Origin of the sequence: Cryobacterium sp. TMT1-19, assembly GCF_004403055.1 — a bacterium.
In the GTDB taxonomy this organism is placed as follows: Bacteria; Actinomycetota; Actinomycetes; order Actinomycetales; family Microbacteriaceae; genus Cryobacterium; species Cryobacterium sandaracinum.
In genome coordinates, this window is sequence record NZ_SOHB01000048.1 from 14,406 (window position 1) to 33,616 (window position 19,211).

Here is a 19,211-nt window from a genome sequence, read left to right on the forward strand (position 1 = left end):
TGCGTGTCGAGCGCGTGTCGGGCAGGAAACGCCGAACCGGCGCGGCCGGCCTCGAGAGGCTCGGTTCCGCGCCGGTCCGGTTTGCTCCGGGCGGTCCTACCGGCCGCGCGGCGCCTTGTCGACCCTGATCTCGGTCCAGCCGAGCACGATACCGGTCTCGTCCTGCACGACCAGCTTGTACTTGCCCGCACGGGTGTCGGCCGGCAGAGTCGTGCTGACCTCACCCTGCGCGTTCACCAGCAGCCAACCGCCCAGGTTCTCCACCGGCTTGGACTGCAGCGACACGGAGACGAACTCACCGGCACGCGCCGCTCCGACGTCGACCGTGACCGGAGCACCCACGGCATACGTGGCCGCGTCCGTGACGATCGCGTTCTTGAGCGCCTTGGTCAGCGCCTTCGGACTGGCGGCGACCGGTTCAGTCGTCGGCGGAACCGGCACAACGACCGTGATCGGCACCCGCACGATCGTGCCGGACTCCGTGGTGGTGAGTTCGACCACGCTGTTCGCCGCGGCATCCTGCGGAACCGTGACGGTGACCGTCGCCGCACCCGTTGCGTCAACGGATGCCGTGCCCAGGCCGGCATTGCTGCCGGCCCAGACCAACGACAGCGCCGTGTTCTTCGGGGCGCCAAGCGAGCTCAAGTTCAGGTTGCCCACGGTGAACGTGACCGAAGCGCCGCGTTCGACCGCCACGGTCGGGACACCGGTGACACTGGCCTGGCGGGTGGCGAACGACGGTGTCAGCGGGCTCTTGGCCGTGATGTAGGAGATCCACGCGTCCCGGTCGACGAGACCGGAGTCGCGCGTGCCCGTTCCGTTCTTGAACTCCCGAAAGTTGTCGCCTCCGGTGAGCAAGAAGTTGAACGAACCGACCCGGTAGGAGCGCGCCGGGTCGATTGCCGAGCCGTCGATCCAGATGCCCGTAATGCGGTCACCCTCGGTCCGGCTCGCGTCGAACGTGTAGTTGACGTTGTCGGAGAGGCCCAGCTGCAGGTACGGACGGCTCGGAATGTTGCCGGCCGCGTCACGTTGCCACTGCTGCTCCAGAACCGTCTTGAACTGGGCCCCGGTGAGGCTGGTCGTCCACAGGTTGTTCAGGAACGGCAGCACCGCGTTGGCCTCGGCGTAGGTGACGACGCCGTCCGGTGCGAGTAGCAGCTCGGCGCGCATGCCGCCGGGGTTGACCACGCCGATTTCGGCGCCGCCCTTGAGCGGGTCAGCCAGCGATTCGCGCAGCGAGTTGGCCACCAGGGTGCCCATCGCCGATGGTGCGGCCCGGTTCTCCGCGCACGGTGCGGTGCCACCGAGGCAGGCGCGGGTGATGTCGGCGGTGATGGAGCCGATCGGCTGGTTGCCGATGACGGCCGCCTGGGCGAGCGCGGCATCCGTGATTGTCTTCACCAAGGCGACCCGCGGGTAGGCGGCGACCAGGGTGGCGTCGGCGGTGACCGAGCGCTTGACGTTCTGGTTCTTCACGGTCGTGGTGTCACCGGAGGCAATGTCGTAGTTCAGCACGACCTGGCCGATGTTCTCACCGTAGTTACCGGTCTGAAGCACCGGGCGGGTGACGCCGGCGGGCGCACCGGGCAGCTGTGCGTTCCACGCGTATTGCTTGTGCGTGTGGCCGGTGAAGATCGCGTCGACTTCGGCTGAGGTCTGCGTGACGATCACTGCGAACGCACTGTCGGTGAGGGCGAGTTCCTGCTCGAGGGTCGCGTTGTCCGGCGTTCCGGCGCTGGCACCCTCGTGGTACTCGGCGATCAGCACGTCGGCTTCGCCGTTGGCCGGGTCACCGTCGGTGAGCTGGGCTGAGACCCGGTTGACCGCGGCTACCGGGTCACCGAAGCTCAGGCTGGCGATCCCGTTCGGCGACACCAGCGCCGGGGTCTCCTTGGTGACGGCGCCGATCACACCGACCGAGACGCCGTCGACGTCGAAGATCGCATATTCCTGCATCGCCGGGGTCGTCGTTCCGAGCAGGTAGACGTTCGCGCCGAGGTACTCGAAGTCGGCGGCGTCGGCGACGCGCCCGGTGAGGTCGGCGAAGCCCTGGTCGAACTCGTGGTTGCCCACGGCCGAGGCCTTGAGGCCGAGCGCGTTCAGCACGTCTACGGTGGGCTTGTCGCCCTGCGACGCCGAGGCGAACAGGGAGGCGCCGATGTTGTCACCGTCGGAGAGGAACAAAGTGGACGCGTCTCCGTATTCCGCGCGGAGCTGCTCGATCGTTCCGGCGAACTTCACCGTGTTGCCGTCGATGCGCCCGTGGAAGTCGTTGATGTTGAGCAGGTTGATGTCGACGTCGGTGGGGCTGGCGAGGTCCAACCCGACGATCGCCGGGTCGTGGTCCGACGAGCGGAACGCGTCGGCCACGTAGAAGTCGGTCACGTTGTTGTTGTAGCGGCTGTACTCGAGCGCAACGGACTCGACCGAGTTGATGTTCCAGACGTCCACATCGGTGACCGCGGCATTCGCCTCGGGCGACGCGAACACGTGGTCGAGCGAGCCGACGGTGCCACCGAACGCGTAGGTGTACTCGCCGGTCTTGGCCTCCTGGCTGAGGTAGCCCGCGTCGGTGATGACCTTGATCGGGTCTTCCTGGTCGTAGGCGTTGAAGTCGCCGGTGAGGAAGACGCGCGCGATGCCGGTACTGGTCTTCAGCGTGTCGGCGAACTTGACGAGCGCGGTCGCCTGGTTCACGCGGGACAGGTTCGAGGCTCCCTGGCCGTCGCCGGTGTTGGAGTCGGCGCCGGTTCCGGAACCCTTCGACTTGAAGTGGTTGACGATCGCGAGGAAGCTGCTGCCGGCGTCGCCGACCAACTGGAACGCCTGGGCGAGCGGCTGGCGGGCGTTCACGAACGCGGCGTCGTCGAAGATGGTCGATCCGCCGACGGTTTCGACCGCGGCGGTCTTGTAGATGAATGCGGTGCGGATGACATCTTCGCTGGCCGGGAGGGCGGCCGGTGAGGGTACGAACGCCCAAACCGGGTTGCCCGCGGAGGTGTTCAGGGCGGTGACGAGGTTGGCGAGGGCGAAGTCGCGGTCCTTGCCGAAGCGGGCCGAGTTCTCGATCTCTTCCAGCGTGATGACGTGGGCGTCGAGGGCGTTGATCGCCGAGACGATCTTTGCCTGCTGGCGCTCGAAACTGACCTGGGTGGCCGCGCCGCGGGCGTCGCATCCGCTGTTGACCGAGATCGGCGTGCCGGCCCGGTCGGTGTAGTAGCTGCAGCCGGTGATCGAGTCCCCGGTGGTGGCGAAGTAGTTGAGCACGTTGAAGGTGGCCAGACGGATGTCGCCGCCCACCGATCGAGGTGCCGCGGTGCGGGTGTCGGCGAAGGTTGCGGGCTGCACGGCTGCGGCGGTCGCAGGCACCAGTTCGGTGGTCGGCTGGAACTTCCAGGCACTGTTGCGGAAGTCGAAGATGACCGGCGTCGCGAACGTGACGGCCGCACCGATGCGCACCGGGCTGGTCGTCGAAAGGTAGGGGACGGGCTTGTCCTTGTTGATGCTGGACAAGAAGTTGGTGGTGGCGCCGTCGTCGAGGGTGACCGCGCGCGCCTTATTGCCGGCGACGGCCGCGGTGTACGCGTCCGTTCCCGGGCGGGCGGTGACGGTCGGGCCGACGAGCGGGGTGGTTCCGGCCGCGAGGCCGATCTCGCCGTACTGGTTGGTCGCGTAGTTGTTGGTGACGGTGAAGTCGCCCTGCGGGGAGACGAGCATGCCCTCGAGAGACTCACGTGCGGCATCCGTTGACGGGAGGCCGACCGTGGCCGGCACCGGGCCGACGATCCCGGCCTTGTCCAACGCGGTCACATCGCTAAGCGCGGTGATCGTGATCTGGGTGAGGCCGAAGAACTCGCTCGCGGTGCCGGTGACGGAGACGTAGTCGCCGGCCGTGACCGGGGCGGCCAGTGCGTTCGTGTAGACGAAGAGGCCGTCGGACGCGGTGTGCGTGGTCAGGTCGACCGCGCCGCCGGTGCCGGGGGTCTGCAGGTAAAAGCCTTTGAAACCGCCCGTGGGATATGTGGCGGTGACGACGCCGGTCGTCGTGACGACCTTGCCGGTCTGGGCGCCGGCATCCGTGGAGCCCTGGATCTCGTTGATCGCAAGGGCGGCGGCAGGCACGGGCGGAGTCGTCGCGGTGGGCGTCGGGGTGGGCGTCGCGGTCGGGTCGACCGGGGTCGCCGCGGTCTCGCCTGCGGCGTTCGTCGGGGTGGGAGCCGCGACGATGAAGTCGGCCGAGTTGACGTCGGTGTCGAGGCCCGTGGCGCGGGTGAGCGCGGTGGTGACGGATGCGGCGGACGCCACCGTGGTCTCGAACGTGAGCGACGTGCCGTAGCCGAGTAGGTCGATGACGCCCGGGGCGTTGAGGAGGGATCCCGTGGCCGGGGCCGTCAGCTGCGTGGCCTGGCTGGCGAGGAAGAGGGTTCCGCCTCCGCCGCCGAAAGAGAAGCCGAGGGTGGCGTTGGTGGTGGGCAGCGCCGCGCCGCTGGTCGAGTTGGCCGTTCCCTGCACCAGGTAGTACCCCTTGGCGGGGATCGAGCCGCTCAGTGCAAGCGTGCCGGACGGGTTCGCCGCGCCTGTGGCCGACCGATACTGCAGCGAGGTGCCATCGAGGGAGACGGCAGCGTCCGTGGGGTTGTAGAGCTCGACGAACTTGTTGAGGTAGGTCGCTCCCGTGCTGCCGCCGTTCAGGTAGGCCTCGTTGATCACGACCCCGGTGCCGCCGACGTCGGCGAAGGCGGGCAGGGCCACCAGGGGGCTGGCGACCAGCCCCACTCCGAGTAGAGCAGAAAAAGCCAGTTTCAGACGGCTGTTCGGTGCAGGCGACATAGTTTTCCTCAGCTATTAACGATCGACAGTGATCGCCATGCTACGGAGGCGGTGTTGCCAGTGCGCTACCTGCGAAGTAACAATCAGTGAATTTGGGCGTTTCGCTCGGATGAGCAGAAATCTCCAGAACGTCCCTCACCTGAGCGGCACCTGAACGGGTAGTCTCTCGCTGTCTTCTGCCCACTGCGGCCAGCTTCCAGACGGTCAGTCGAGCCGCTTGACCATCCGGGTGTTGCCGAGCGTGTTCGGCTTGACCCGGGCCAGGTCGAGGAACTCGGCGACACCCTCATCGTGCGAGCGCACGAGCTCGGTGTACACCTGCGGGTCGACCGTTTCGGAGCCCATGTCGGTGAAGCCGTGCCGGGCGAAAAATGGCACCTCGAAGGTCAGGCAGAAAAGGCGGCTGAGGCCGAGCTCGCGAGCATCCGCTTCGAGCCGGTCCATCAGCGCGTGGCCGACGCCATGGCCGAGCCGGTCGGCGGTCACGGCGAGGGTGCGCACCTCGCCCAGGTCCTCCCACATCACGTGCAGGGCGCCGCAGCCGATCAGAGTGCCGTCGGCATCCTCGACCACCCGGAATTCCTGCACCGCCTCATAGAAGACGACGCTTTCCTTGCCGAGCAGAATGCGCTCCTGCACCAGCGGCGCCACGAGCGCCTGGATTCGAGGCACATCGGTGGTGCGTGCCCGGCGCACCAAAAACTCCTGCATTCGCTGCCCACCGATCTCTCTCGGTTCACTCACGCGAACCAACCAATCCAGTTTAGGCAGCTGTGGGGGGAGCGAATTCGACGGAGATTTTGCCGAATCTGCCCGTTTTGAGCCCGAAACAGGCCCGCAGGAGCAAAATCTCCGTCGAATTCGTCAGGGAGTCGGGGCCGGACGAGCACGAGACAGGGCCCGGCGGATTTTTCCGCCGGGCCCTGTCCAACGGGTTACCGCTACTCGCTGGTCACCGCGAGGTCGGGTGAGCCCGGCCCCGTGCCGATTGCGGCCGTGGTGTTGACGCCGACGGCTACGGCGGAGGCGCGCACCGTCGTGGTGAAGATGTACTCCCCACCCACGTAATCCACGTGCACGTGGTCGCCGGCGTTGAGCTCGCCCTGCAGGATCTTTTCCGACAGGCGGTCCTCCACCTCGCGCTGGATCGCACGGCGCAACGGACGGGCACCGAGTGCGGGGTCGAAGCCGACCTCGATCAAGTGCTCCTTCACGGCGAGGGTCAGGTCCACCGTCATGTCGCGGTCGAGCAGGCGCTCGCTCAAGCGCTTGATGAACAGGTCCACGATCTGGAGCAGTTCCGGCTTGGTCAGCTGCGGGAAGACGATGATCTCGTCCACGCGGTTGAGGAACTCGGGCTTGAAGTGCTTCTTCAGCTCCTCCTTCACCTTGCCGCTCATCCGGTCGTACCCGGTGGACGTGTCACCCTCGAGTTGGAAACCGACGGGCGCGCCGCTGATGTCCTTGGTGCCGAGGTTCGTGGTCATGATGATCACGGTGTTCTTGAAGTCGACGACGCGACCCTGGCCATCCGTCAACCGGCCCTCTTCAAGAATCTGCAGGAGCGAGTTGAAGATGTCAGGGTGGGCCTTCTCGATCTCGTCGAACAGCACCACGGAGAACGGCTTGCGGCGCACCTTCTCGGTGAGCTGGCCGCCCTCTTCGAAGCCGACGAACCCGGGAGGGGCGCCGAACAGTCGGGACACGGTGTGCTTCTCGCCGTACTCACTCATGTCGAGGGAGATCATGGCGGCCTCGTCGTCGAAGAGGAACTCGGCGAGCGCCTTGGCCAACTCGGTCTTTCCGACGCCGGTGGGGCCCGCGAAGATGAACGAACCGCTCGGGCGCTTCGGGTCCTTCAGTCCGGCACGGGTGCGACGGATGGTCTTGGCGAGCGCCGAGATGGCCTCTTCCTGACCGATGACGCGCTGGTGCAGCGCCTTCTCCATGAAGACGAGCCGCGAGGACTCCTCCTCGGTGAGTTTGAAGACGGGGATGCCGGTGGCCTGGGCCAGAACCTCGGCGATCAGGCCCTCGTCGACGACGGCGGTCGTCTTGACGTCGCCGGACTTCCATTTCTTCTCGAGGCGCAGACGCTCGCCGAGGAGGTTCTTCTCCTCGTCGCGCAGGCCGGCGGCCTTCTCGAAGTCCTGCTCCTCGATGGCGGTCTCCTTGGCGGCGCGCACCACGGCGATCTTCTCATCGAATTCGCGCAGCTCGGGCGGGCTGGACAGGATCGACAGGCGCAGGCGGGCGCCGGCCTCGTCGATCAGGTCGATGGCCTTGTCCGGCAGGAACCGGTCGGAGACGTAGCGGTCGGCCAGGTTCGCCGCGGCCACGAGAGCGCCGTCGGTGATCGAGACCTTGTGGTGCGCCTCGTACCGGTCGCGCAGCCCCTTGAGGATATTGATGGTGTGGGGCAGAGACGGCTCGGCCACCTGGATCGGCTGGAAGCGGCGCTCGAGCGCGGCATCCTTCTCGAAGTGCTTGCGGTACTCATCGATCGTGGTGGCGCCGATGGTCTGCAGCTCGCCTCGGGCAAGGAGAGGCTTCAGGATGCTGGCCGCGTCGATGGCGCCCTCAGCGGCACCGGCACCGACGAGGGTGTGGATCTCGTCGATGAAGATGATGATGTCGCCGCGGGTGCGGATCTCCTTGGTGACCTTCTTCAGCCGCTCCTCGAAGTCACCGCGGTAGCGGCTTCCGGCGATGAGCGAGCCGAGGTCGAGCGAGTAGAGCTGTTTGTCTTTCAGCGTCTCGGGTACATCGCCCTTGACGATGGCCTGGGCGAGACCCTCGACGACGGCGGTCTTGCCGACTCCGGGCTCACCGATCAGAACCGGGTTGTTCTTGGACCGGCGGGACAGGATCTGCATGACCCGCTCGATCTCCTTCTCGCGCCCGATGACCGGGTCGAGCTTGTTGTCGCGGGCGGCCTGCGTGAGGTTGCGCCCGAACTGGTCGAGAATCTGGCTGCCCGCCGGACCGCTCGCCTGCTCGTTCGCGCCGACCTGCACCTGCTCCTTGCCCTGGTAACCAGAGAGGAGCTGGATGACCTGCTGGCGCACCCGGTTGAGGTCGGCGCCGAGCTTGACGAGCACCTGGGCGGCAACGCCTTCACCCTCGCGGATGAGGCCGAGCAGAATGTGCTCGGTGCCGATGTAGTTGTGGCCGAGCTGCAGTGCTTCGCGCAGGCTCAGTTCGAGAACCTTCTTGGCGCGCGGCGTGAACGGGATGTGCCCCGTCGGCTGCTGCTGGCCCTGACCGATGATGTCCTGCACCTGCTCACGCACGGCGTCGAGGGAAATACCCAGGCTCTCGAGGGCCTTGGCCGCAACTCCCTCGCCTTCGTGGATCAGGCCGAGCAGGATGTGCTCAGTACCGATGTAGTTGTGGTTGAGCATTTTGGCCTCTTCCTGGGCCAAAACAACGACGCGACGAGCTCGGTCGGTAAATCTCTCAAACATGTGATCGCTCCCTTGGCGCCAGGGCAGTTGTGGCGCCGATACATCGAGAGTAACGAGCGAACCCTGAAATGAGTGCCTCTGTTCGCCGCAGGCGTGACGGATGTCGTCGCGCACCGGCTCCGACCTCGTCACCTTCGGCCGATTTCGGAAGGTGTGGCGGGCGATCTCGACCGCACGTGGCGACCTCGTCGGCCGAACAGGTGGTGACCTCGGATGCGTTCGCCACCGTCTGGGAAGAGGCGCTGCGGCTCAGCCAGACGCAGGTCATCGCCGCGCTGCAGGCCGCCAGCTATGCCGAGCGCATCATCCTCCTGGCCGATGGTCGCGTGGTCGATGACCGCGGCCGGTCCACCGCCGGGCAAATCGGCACCATGTTGCTGAGCATGGAAGCACTGTCGGCGCGGTGAGACGACGGAGGGCCGTGATCCGGGGCACCGACGGTCCGATGACGGTCGGGCCGCTGCCCCCCGGAATTGCGGGTGCACGGAATCGTCGGACTGCGTGTCGCAGACGCCTCGATTATGCCCGCGGCAATGTCCGGCAACACGGATGCCGCCGTCGTCGCCATCGCGGAACGCGCTGCTGCCTCACCCCGGGTATCCGTGCGACGGCGCACGCGCGGATACCCAACGAAGGATCGGTTGGCCTACTCGGGCTTGAGGATGACTTTGGTCCAACCGTTGGTGCGTTCGCCAAAGTTCTTGTAGGCATCCGCGGCTTTGCTGAGGGGGATCTCGTGGGAAACGATCCAGGATGGCTTGGCCTTGCCCGCGGCGATCAGCTCGCGCAACTGCCGATTGTACTTCTTCACCGGGCATTGTCCGCTGCCCATGCTTTGACCCTTAAGCCACTGCAGGCCATAGTCAATGGCAAGTTTGCCCTGCTTGGCGTTATCGTCGAAGCCGCCGGGATCTGCCGGAAGGAAGACTCCGACAACGCCGATTCCCCCGGTGATGCGCACGGACTGGATAAGCCGATTCAGAGTCATGGCGGGATCTTCGGTGCCCTGGGGGTCGTGGGCCTGATAACCCACGCATTCACATCCCCGGTCCGCGCCGATACCCTTGGTCTGGTCCAAAACGAACTCAACCGGGTCCGTCTTCGAGTCATCAATGGCGATCGCACCGATCTGCTCGGCGAGGGCCAGCCGGTCAGGGCGTCGATCCACAACCCAAACTTTACTCGCGCCCTTGATCGTGGCGGACAGGGCGGCCATCAGTCCGACTGGACCCGCACCGTAAATCACGACCGTGTCACCGGGGATCACTCCGGCCATCTCGGTAGCGTGGTAACCGGTAGGGAAAATGTCCGACAGCATCACGTAATCGTTTTGCTTTTCTACCGCGTCTTCACCCAGGCGCAAGCAGTTGTTATCGCCGTAGGGCACACGCAGCATTTGGGCCTGCCCGCCGGGATACGGACCCATGCCAGCGAAGCCGTAGGCGGCGCCCGCGCCGACCGGGTTTGGTTGAGTGGTCATGCAGTAGTTCGTGAAACCGCGTTCGCAATTCTTGCAAAACCCGCAGGAAATATTGAATGGCAGCACGACCCGATCGCCGACCTTGACGGCGTCGACGCCGTTTCCGATCTCGATGACCTCACCCATGTTCTCGTGACCAAAGGTGCGCCCGACCTCGAAATCGGTGCGTCCCTCGTACATGTGCAAATCGGAACCGCAAATATTTGTCGCTGTGATGCGAACAAGAACGTCAGTGGGGCGTTCGATCTTGGCATCCGGAACGTCTTCAACGTTGACCGCGTTGGGGCCTTTATAGACGACTGCTTTCATTTCTTCCACTCCCTAAATTTTGACCATGAAAGACGGAAGTTCCGCCCTCACTTTCGGAGGTGCATTTACGGTGAATGTCCGGGCAGAGTCTCAGGCTGCGCGGAAAATGTGCATATCCCAGATCTATCACGATCGCGCATGACCCGCCACTGCGAGGATGCGACCGAATTCGGGTTGCGCGTTGCCCCCTGCCAGCGCCAGGGGTGCCTCGTCGACACCACGAGGTGGGCACCGAGGTGGGCACCGAGGTGGGCACCGAGGTGGGCACCGAGGCATTCTCTCTTACGACGGAACGGCCGCTAGCCGTTCGGCTATCGGGCGTTCAGCGACCCCGGCGTCAGAACGTATGTGAAATCGTCGGTCAAGCGCTAGTGTGCCGGTTTGGTCATTCGGCGACGCGAGTCGCGTCAATTCCGGAGCGGTCTGCATAGCTGGTCGATTGCACGAACCGTCCAGGAGGCGCGCGTTGAGCCGGATGGCTCAAGGACGTTCAGGTTCATTCCAGAGTTGAACGCATCCGGCGGACAGGTCATTGGTTCGACGGCGAGTCCAATTCTGTCGATCGAGGGTACTAATTGATCAGCCGTATGCACCTGAACCCACGGGCATTCGGGACCCCAGATCATTTCCACTCCACTGCCCGCGGTCGTCATCAATCGAAGTGTCGCCATGCCTTCATCGTCCCGGTCGAAGCCAGTGAATGCATGGTCGATGAAGGTGTCATCGATAGTCCGCGGCGTGCGGAAGTCAAACACGGCAAGATCACCAGCATCGAGATCACAGAGGTGAAGGGGAATGAGGCGGTCATGAGTCACGGTCAGGATTCGCTGGGCTGCGAGCTCCAGCGTCCAGTCGTTGACGCGGCCATCGCCGGCAACAAGGTACGGGTGCGGAGCGACGCCAAAAGGGGCGGCATTTAGACCGGCATTCACTGCCGTAACTGCCGTTCGAAGGCCACCGGCGTCAAGCGCAAAATCCACCTCCAGCGTCACCCGGTGGGGGTATCCAGGCTGCGCTTCGACGGTTGCCGCGAGGACGAGCCGATCGGCCGCCTGCCTGACCACTGCAAAGTTCAACCAGGACACGAGTCCATGGAGAGCGTGGCCCCTCGACGGCTCGGTGATGCTGAGCTGTTGCTCGACACCACCGAATGTGTACTTTCCATCCACGACTCGGTTCGGCCACGGCGCCAGGATGGCGCCGCGAAAGAAAGGTCGCACCTGGTTGGCATCGAACGGCACGATGAGGTTCCGTCCGTGATATCGGAGCGATCGAACGCTTGCGCCGATACTCGCGATCGCGGCGGTGTAGCCGTGAGCCTCGAGAACGAATTGGGTTCCCGACAGCGGAGTGAGTGACATGGGGACACCATTCAGTGGAGATACAGGGAATTTCACGCCCAATTGGGTTACTCGGGGGTCAGGACCCGAGGAATGTCGGCGTCCCATTCGGTCTCGGCAACGTGAAGTGCGCGGTACGTGTAGTCCGTGTCCCACCCGTGGAAGACGAGATAGTCCTTGCCATTCAGACCAAAGACCAGGTCTTGGCCACCAGGGCCGCGATATAAGCCCCCCGACCCTTCGGTCGAGAGGATCGGACCCGTTTCCTTCGTCCACGGGCCATCGATTGAGGCAGCCGTTGCAGCACCGACCGCATATCGGTCGTCTCCGTAAGAGTTAGCGGAGTAGAGCATCAGGAGTCCTGTACCTCGGACCACAATGGTGGGAGCCTCGATAAGGTTGCCCTCCCAATCCTCGGTTTGCTTCAGGATCCTGATGGGATCGCCCGTGATGCTGAGCCCGTCGGGAGAGAGCGTGGCCGCCTGAATCCAGGTGTCGAGGTCGCAACAGTTACCGTCATTTTTCCAGACGAGGTACAAGGCGTCGTCGATGGGCACGGTGCTTGCATCGATCGCGCCGCCTTCGTCTTCTGGACAGATGATCATGGCGTCGCTCTGAACGATGAACGGTCCGGCCGGGTCGCTGGCAGTGGCTACACCAATGCACTGCAGCGTTGGCGCAAAATTCGTCGCCGTGAAGTACATGACGAATGAATCATCGGTGAGTCTCGTCACCTCAGGCGCCCAGGTCTTTCCCGGAATAATCCAGCTTGGGAGATCCGGCAACGCGTCCGGTAACACCTCCCAATCGAGGAGATCGGTGGAGGAGGCGACCTGCACGTTGCGGTTGTTGTCGTTGGTGGCATACGCGAAGTACGTGCCGTCGACCTCCACCACGTCGGGGTCTGCGAAATTCGTGTTGAGTACCGCAGCGCCTGCTGCGGCAGACGCCGGAGGTGCCGAGTGCTCCGGAGCCGCCGTGCAGCCACTCACCGCGAAGGCGGTCATGATGGCTCCAGCCACACACGCTACCGCTGCGCGGCGAGCAGAGGTCAACACGTGCTATCCCTTCACTCCGGAGCGAGAAACGCCCTCGATGATAAAGCGCTGGAGGAAGATGAACAGCGCCAGCACGGGCACGCTCGCGACAACCGCGCCGGCCATCAAAAGGTCGTAGCGCACCGCATTTGCGGACTGAAGCGTGGACAGTCCAGCTGGCAGTGTTTGTATCTCCGGGCTGAACAAGACGTAGACGGGCCAGAGGAAGTCATTCCAGTTGCCGAGGAAGGCGAGCAGCGCGAGTGTTGCAAGTGCGGGTTTGGCGAGCGGCAGAACCACTTGCATGAAGATGACGAATCGGTTCGCCCCATCGAGCCGGGCGGCCTCCTCTAACTCGATCGGCAGGCCGACGAAGAACTGTCGCATGAAGAACACTCCGAATGCGGACGCCGCCGTGGGAATGATGATCGCGACGAGCGAGTTGAGCCACCCCAGTTCGCTCACGATGAGGTAGTTGGGAATCACCAGGATTACCGGCGGCACCAGCAATGTCGCGACGATGATGACGAAGACGAAATTCTTGCCGCGAAACTGCATTCGTGCGAGCGGATACGCCGCCAGTGACGCCGTGACGACGACGAGCGTGGCATTGAGGGCGGCTGCGACCATGCTGTTTGCGAACCATTGCAGCACCGGAGTCGCAGTCCCGGGAGCGAGGATAGACGCGAAAGCTTGCACGGAAATCGGATTGGGAATCCACGCCGGTGGAATAGCCGTTGCGTCAGCCCGGGTCTTGAAGCTGGTCACGATCATGAAGATGATCGGGCTGATGAACGCGATTGCGATCGCGCCGAGAACGACGACCCGAGTGATTGTGCCACTTCGTCGACGTGCACTGCGTGCACGGGAACCGGCACTGATCCTGGTCGTGAGAGCGTTCACGAGCGCACCTCCTTCTTGAGCTTCTTGGGCTGTTTCTCGCGAAAGATGTAGAAGACAAAAGCACTGATCGCCATGAGGAATACGGTCAGTACATAACTCATCGCTGCGGCGCTGCCCATCTGAAAGTTGCGCAGACCCGCGTCGGCGATCTGATATATGGCCGTGCGCGTTTCACGTCCGGGGCCGCCCTGGGTCATGAGATAGGACTGGCCAAACATGTTGGCGGATGCAAGAAGGGTGATGATCGTGATGAACGAGAGGATGGGCTTGAGCCCGGGGATCGTCACGTGCAGGAACTGCATCCACGGTCCGGCCCCATCCACACGTGCGGCTTCGTAGAGTTCGATCGGGATGTCCTGAAGGCCGGCAAGGTAGATGACGGCGTTGAATCCGAGCGTCCACCAGACGGTCACTCCCACGAGCGCGACCCAGGCCGCGGGCGTCGTTGTTGTCCAAGCGGTGTCATCCGGAAGTCCTAGGAGTCCCAGATAGTGGTTCACCAGCCCGATGTTGTTGTCGAGCAGGTATCGCCACAGCACCGAGATGACGGCGACGCCGAGTACGTAGGGGGCGAAGTAGATTGCTCGGAGAAAGTCCCGTCCGGGAAACTTCCTGCTCATGAGTAGGGCGACGGCGAGCGGGACGATCAGGAGCAATGGCACGCTGAGTACCGTGAAGATGCCGGTGGCCCGCATGGACCCCCAGAACGGGCCAAAAACCGTCGATCCGGGTGAGAACAAGGCGACGTAGTTGTCGAGGCCGACAAAGGGTTTGTTCGGCAACGTGTAGTCCCAGGAATGAAGACTGATCCACACCCCTAAAACTGCCGGGAGGATGACGAAGCTGCCAAACAGAAGCAGGTAGGGGGCAAGAAATATCCAGGGTGTGGCTATCCCCTGCCGCCGAGTGCCCGCTCGCACTCCACGATTCTTCTGCGACTCCGGGTCGGAAGCCGAGGGGCGGCGCGTCCTCCCCATCGGGAGGACGCGCTCACCGACCTTCGTCGACACTGGTCAGTCCCCGAACGAGGCTTTGTTGTCGGCCATGAGTTTCGTCGCCGTGCCGGCGGCTTTTTTGAGCGCGTCACTCGGCGTCGTCGTTCCCTGAACCCCATCGGCGACTGCGATTTCGAGGGTCTCGGCCTGAACCCCACCGATCCCGGGAATGGGCGGCAAGAAACGCATCGAATCGATCGTCGCCGCGATTGCTTCTTGCGGCAGGCCGTCGAGGGCACCCGCATCGCGCACCGACTGGCGAGCGGGGATCATGCCCGAGCCTGCCCACTCGGCGGACTGCTCGCTCATCCAGGCAATGAACACCTTCGACGCGTTGACCTTGTTCTGGTCCGCGTTTGCCTGGCGGGGGAGGAAGAAGTTATGGGAGTTGGCCCATACGGCATCCGTGTCACCAATTGTGGGGACCGGGGCGACCGCGTAAGGCAGACCGGACTCGGCGAGATCGTTGATCTGCCAGATGCCGTCCCAGGTGATCGAGGTCTCACCATTCTTGAAGGCGACGTACTGAGAGTCGATGGCGACGTCACTCGGGCTGTAACCGTCGTCCACGATGGAGCGCTGCCACTCAAGTGCCTCTACCCCGGCTGCTGAATCAAACGTTGCCCCGTCGTCACCATATGGTTCACCGTCGTTCTGCCACAGCACGGAGAGGTTCATCAGGTGGCTCGGCCACCGCGTCGGCATCCAAAATGGAGTTTCGTACCCAGCTGCTTTGAGCTTGTCGAGCGCATCCTGAAAGGAAGCCGCGTCGGTCGGGGCCTCTTCGATCCCAGCGGCGGCGAAATGTTCGGTGTTGTAGTACATGGCCAGTGAATGCACATCGAGCGGAATGCCGTATCGGGCGTCCTTATAGACGCCGGCATTCCAGACTTCGTCGGTGAAGTCATCTGACGTGAGACCCAAGTCCTCGGCGAGATCGTCGATCGGTACGATGACGTTTCGCGCGGCATTCGACGCGAGCTGGTCCAGGTGCATCACGCCGACGTCGGGACCCTCGCCGGCGGTCACCGCTGCGGGCAGTCGCTGGTAGAAGTCGGTCCACTGCATCGTGTTCGAGACAACCGTGATGTTGTCATGCTCAGCATTGAAGTCGGACACCATCTTCTCCATGAACGGACCGTCCCCGCCGGTGAAGCCGTTCCAGAAGGACAGCTCCACTTCAGGTCCGGTGTATTCACCGGTGAAGGGCTCACTCTCCGCCTGCCCGGTTCCGCCCGCAGAGCATCCGGCCAGTACCAGCATGAGTGCGGCACCGAGAGCTGTGGCCCCAATCACTCGCCGCCCCAGGAAGTCTTTCTGCTTCATGATCGTTCGTCCTCCTCATCGAAAACATCGCTCCGCGACCCATGCGCGAAGCGGACCGCCCATTTCCCGCACCAATCGGAGCGGCAGACGAGCGCCTTCCGTCAATGTACAGCGCTGGAAAGATGTTTGTCTAGTCTGCGAGGATCCGCGACAAACGCCGTTTCCAGCGCCTGGCCACAGTCGCCTTAGGATGGACCGGACGGGACGGGACAAACATGGCAAGGGTTCGACTAATAGACGTCGCGGAGCTCGCGGGCGTATCCATGAAGACCGTCTCAAACGTCGTTCACAACTATCCTCACGTGGCCCCGGCGCTCCGCGAGAAGGTGCAAGCGGCAATTGACCAGCTCGGCTACCGACCCAACCTCACGGCGCGGCGTCTGGCTACCGGAAGAACCGGAATGATCGCCCTGGCAATCCCCGAAATCGACCACCCGTACTTTTCGGAACTCTCCCGTCACATTGCCGAAGAAGCAACTCGACGAGGATACCGAGTCATCATCGAGCAGACCTTGAGCGATCCCGTCGCGGAACGGGCGGTACTCAGCGATCGGGAGGCTGGGCTGGTCGACGGCGTGATCTTTCACCCCGTTCGCATGGAATCGCTCGACATTGCGAAGCTCGATCCTGGCACTCCGCTGGTCTTGCTCGGCGAGGCGGCCATGCCTGTCATGACAGACCATGTGATGATCGACAACATCTCGGCCGCTCTCGACGCCACGCGGCACCTCTTAGCGAGAGGATGTCGACGCATCGCTTTTCTCGGTGTCATAGCGGCGGACATCACTGGTTCGACGAATCAGCGCCTTCTCGGCTACCAACAGGGTCTCCTGGAGGCCGGGGTCCAGCTGGATCCTGAGCTGGTATTCACGGCCTTGGAATTCACGGCTGAAGCAGGCCTTCGTTCGGTTGCCGAGGCGATTGAGCGCGGGGTGTGTTTTGACGGCGTGGTCTGCCGCGACGACCGGTTTGCGATCGGAGCATTGAAAGCCCTCCATGATTCCGCGCGATCGGTACCCGCAGATGTGGCCGTGGTCGGTTGGGACAACACCTTCCTGGCCGCGTACACGTCCCCGACACTCACCTCCGTGGCGCCGAGGAAGACCGCTATCGCCGCGGCTGCTTTCGATCTCCTCGAGGAACGAATCGCTGGATACCGGGGGGTTGGCCGCCACAGGATCGTGGGGCATTCACTCGAGGTGCGCGAGAGCGCTCCATTTGCTCCTTGACGCCTCGACCGACACTCAGACTTTACAGCGCTGTAATTTGGCGGCATGATTGCGGTATGTCGCGTTCTCTCCCGATTTCTGCCAGTGCCCAGGGTGGCGTGTATCCCCGTCCGCAACTTGTCCGCCCGAATTGGCACGATCTCGCCGGCGAGTGGGCATTCGAACACGACGATCACGACATCGGCAGAAGCGAGAAGTGGTTCGCAAACCCTGCACACCTTGGCCGGGTCATCACTGTTCCGTTTCCGCCTGAGTCGGAGATGTCAGGAATCGCCGAGCCGGGCTTCCATCCCGTTGTCTGGTATTCCCGCATCATCAGCCCCAAAGACGTGGCCGCGAGCGGACTGTCCCGCGGGCGTGACCGAGTGGTGTTGCATTTTGGGGCGGTCGACTACCGCGCATCTGTGTGGATCGATGGCCAGTTCATCGGGTCTCACGAGGGCGGCCAGACGCCATTCTCCTTTGACATCACCGAAGCTCTGTCGCTTCAAGAGGACTGCGTGCTCGTGGTTCGTGCCGAGGATGACCCCCACGACGTAGCTCAGCCGCGGGGCAAACAGGATTGGCTTGAGGATGCGCACGTCATTTGGTACCACCGCACTACGGGGATTTGGCAACCGGTCTGGCTCGAGTCTGTGCCGGATCAGCGCATCACGGCACTGCGTTGGATTCCAAACGTGCCGGCTGGGGACGTCGCGATCGAGGTGGAGCTGACGCGGCGACCGGCGCCGAGCGTTACTGTTCAGGTGGAACTGTCCATCGCGGGCGAAATTCTCGCCCGGCAGTCTTTCTTGGCCGTTGAGCCGCGATCACAGGCAACCATTCAGATTTCTCGGCAGGCGAACGGTCAGGCCTGTGAAGCTCTCCTCTGGTCACCGGAAAACCCACGACTGATTGACGCGCATGTCTCGATCATTGCTGACGACGGAAGCATTCTCGACGAGTCTTTCTCCTATTTCGGGCTTCGCAGCGTCGGCGTCGCGGGCGGCAGGTTCCTGCTCAATGACCGGCCGTACTTCGTACGATCGGTGCTGGAGCAGGGCTACTGGCCGCAGTCGCACCTCGCTGCGCCCTCGGCCGAAGCTCTGCGAGCCGAAGTGGAACTCATCAAGGCCCTCGGGTTCAACGCCGCGAGAATCCATGAAAAGGTCGAGGACCCTCGATTCCTCTATTGGGCGGACCGGCTCGGCTTGCTCATTTGGGGTGAAATGGGCAGCACCTACGAGTTCTCTTCGGAGGCAGTATCGCGAGTCACCCGCGAATGGACCGAAGTAGTGCGCCGCGACCGATCGCATCCGTCAATCGTCACCTGGGTTCCCCTCAACGAGAGTTGGGGTGTTCAACAGATCGCACACGACGACGCCCAGTTGAGCTTCGCCCAGTCGCTCTACCACCTGACTCGAGCGCTCGATCCGAGCCGCCCCGTCATCTCCAATGACGGCTGGGAACACGCCATATCTGACATCCTCACAATCCACGACTATGCCGGCACGGCCGAGCAGCTCGACGCCAATTACAAGGACATCGACGCCATCCGATCCCTCGTTGCGGGTATGGGTCCGGCAGGCCGTCGCCTGCAGCTCATCCCCCGCGAGGTCGATGGCCAGTCGATCATGGTCACTGAATTCGGCGGGGTCAGCTTCGCGCCCGATGCTGCCGATGACTCGTGGGGCTACACGACAGCGACAAGCTATGAGGACTTCGAAAATCGTGTATCAGGTCTCGTGGGAAGCCTTCGGGACAACCCGATCCTCTCGGGCTTTTGTTACACCCAGCTGACGGACACAATGCAGGAGACCAACGGGCTGACCGACGCGAACCGGAAGCCCAAACTGCCGATCGCCGTCATTCGCAGCATCGTATCCGGGGAGAACGCGCCCCTTCCCCGGGTGGCGGGGGTCGCTGCGTCGAGCCTGCACTCAGCCACCGGCTGAGGACGACTACGACCGGCTCCACGCACTCGGTCTCAGTGAGTGCACGCAGGTATTGAGATCGGGCGTGGAGTTGTGCCTCTGCTCGAGCTTCAGCGAGTCCGACGACGGCCGCACAGGCAGCCGTGGCGACGATGTCCAGCAGGAACCCGGAGACGGCGCTTTCGAACCGCGCGCCCCGGGTTCGGAACCAGCCAAGTCGACCGGCATGTAGCCCCTGTGCGGGAGAAAGATTTGTGCGATCACCTCGACCCGGATCTGCGTCGCCAGGTGAGCCAGGAAGAAAACCAGAGCGATCACGCTCGCCAGAACGGATGCTCCGCAGCACCGTGAGCAAGAACATGAACGTGGCGAGAAAGAG

At 63.6% G+C, this 19,211-nt stretch carries 12 protein-coding genes and 1 pseudogene; 4 read left to right on the plus strand and 9 right to left on the minus strand.

The features are described from left to right. Window positions 1–96: 96 nt before the first annotated feature. From E3T40_RS12435 to E3T40_RS12445, 3 genes are all read right to left on the minus strand, one after another. On the minus strand, window positions 97–4,833 hold the full coding sequence (locus E3T40_RS12435; RefSeq protein ID WP_134543867.1) for an ExeM/NucH family extracellular endonuclease: 4,737 nt from the start codon (window positions 4,831–4,833) through the stop codon (window positions 97–99). Window positions 4,834–5,037: 204 nt separating this feature from the next. Next, window positions 5,038–5,544: an amino-acid N-acetyltransferase gene (locus E3T40_RS12440; protein WP_134543900.1), complete on the minus strand. Its 507-nt coding sequence runs from the start codon at window positions 5,542–5,544 to the stop codon at window positions 5,038–5,040. 230 nt (window positions 5,545–5,774) lie between these two features. Then, on the minus strand, window positions 5,775–8,300 hold the full coding sequence (locus E3T40_RS12445; protein ID WP_104102410.1) for an ATP-dependent Clp protease ATP-binding subunit: 2,526 nt from the start codon (window positions 8,298–8,300) through the stop codon (window positions 5,775–5,777). A 176-nt stretch (window positions 8,301–8,476) separates the two neighbouring features. On the opposite strand from E3T40_RS12445, the gene E3T40_RS12450 reads away from it, so the two are divergent. Together E3T40_RS12450 and E3T40_RS12455 are read left to right on the plus strand one after the other, a co-directional pair. Next, window positions 8,477–8,707: a hypothetical protein gene (locus E3T40_RS12450; protein ID WP_104195071.1), complete on the plus strand. Its 231-nt coding sequence runs from the start codon at window positions 8,477–8,479 to the stop codon at window positions 8,705–8,707. Window positions 8,708–8,767: 60 nt separating this feature from the next. Continuing rightward, window positions 8,768–9,007, plus strand: a pseudogene (locus tag E3T40_RS12455) (GMC oxidoreductase); the annotation flags it as partial. Here E3T40_RS12455 and E3T40_RS12460 read toward each other — a convergent pair. The 6 genes from E3T40_RS12460 to E3T40_RS12485 all read right to left on the minus strand — a co-directional run bounded on the left by E3T40_RS12460 (window position 8,947) and on the right by E3T40_RS12485 (window position 15,690). Continuing rightward, entirely contained in the window at window positions 8,947–10,089 is a 1,143-nt protein-coding gene (locus tag E3T40_RS12460) for a glutathione-independent formaldehyde dehydrogenase (protein ID WP_104169590.1), read from the minus strand. The pseudogene E3T40_RS12455 and the gene E3T40_RS12460 overlap by 61 nt on opposite strands. Window positions 10,090–10,496: 407 nt before the next feature. Further along, a complete protein-coding gene (locus E3T40_RS12465) occupies window positions 10,497–11,450 on the minus strand; it encodes an aldose 1-epimerase family protein (RefSeq protein WP_134543873.1) in 954 nt (317 codons plus the stop codon). A gap of 47 nt (window positions 11,451–11,497) precedes the next feature. Then, window positions 11,498–12,436 (minus strand): glycoside hydrolase family 43 protein, encoded by a 939-nt coding sequence (locus tag E3T40_RS12470; protein WP_104195074.1) that lies wholly within the window; start codon window positions 12,434–12,436, stop codon window positions 11,498–11,500. 54 nt (window positions 12,437–12,490) lie between these two features. After that, window positions 12,491–13,369 (minus strand): carbohydrate ABC transporter permease, encoded by an 879-nt coding sequence (locus tag E3T40_RS12475; RefSeq protein WP_233191484.1) that lies wholly within the window; start codon window positions 13,367–13,369, stop codon window positions 12,491–12,493. Continuing rightward, the gene (locus E3T40_RS12480; RefSeq protein WP_241981773.1) at window positions 13,366–14,289 is read right to left on the minus strand and encodes a carbohydrate ABC transporter permease; all 924 of its coding nucleotides are present in this window, start codon (window positions 14,287–14,289) and stop codon (window positions 13,366–13,368) included. The genes E3T40_RS12475 and E3T40_RS12480 overlap by 4 nt, the downstream gene beginning before the upstream one ends. A 93-nt stretch (window positions 14,290–14,382) precedes the next feature. Continuing rightward, window positions 14,383–15,690 carry an ABC transporter substrate-binding protein gene (locus E3T40_RS12485; protein ID WP_134543876.1) on the minus strand — a complete coding sequence of 436 codons (1,308 nt, stop codon included), beginning with the start codon at window positions 15,688–15,690 and terminating at the stop codon, window positions 14,383–14,385. 215 nt (window positions 15,691–15,905) lie between these two features. Between E3T40_RS12485 and E3T40_RS12490 the strand changes: the two genes are divergently transcribed. Both E3T40_RS12490 and E3T40_RS12495 read left to right on the plus strand, forming a co-directional pair. Beyond that, complete coding sequence (locus tag E3T40_RS12490) at window positions 15,906–16,919, plus strand: LacI family DNA-binding transcriptional regulator (RefSeq protein ID WP_134543878.1); 1,014 nt, start codon at window positions 15,906–15,908, stop codon at window positions 16,917–16,919. Between the two features lie 56 nt (window positions 16,920–16,975). After that, window positions 16,976–18,853, plus strand: coding sequence for a glycoside hydrolase family 2 protein (locus tag E3T40_RS12495; protein ID WP_134543881.1), 1,878 nt, complete (start codon window positions 16,976–16,978; stop codon window positions 18,851–18,853). Window positions 18,854–19,211: the final 358 nt, after the last annotated feature.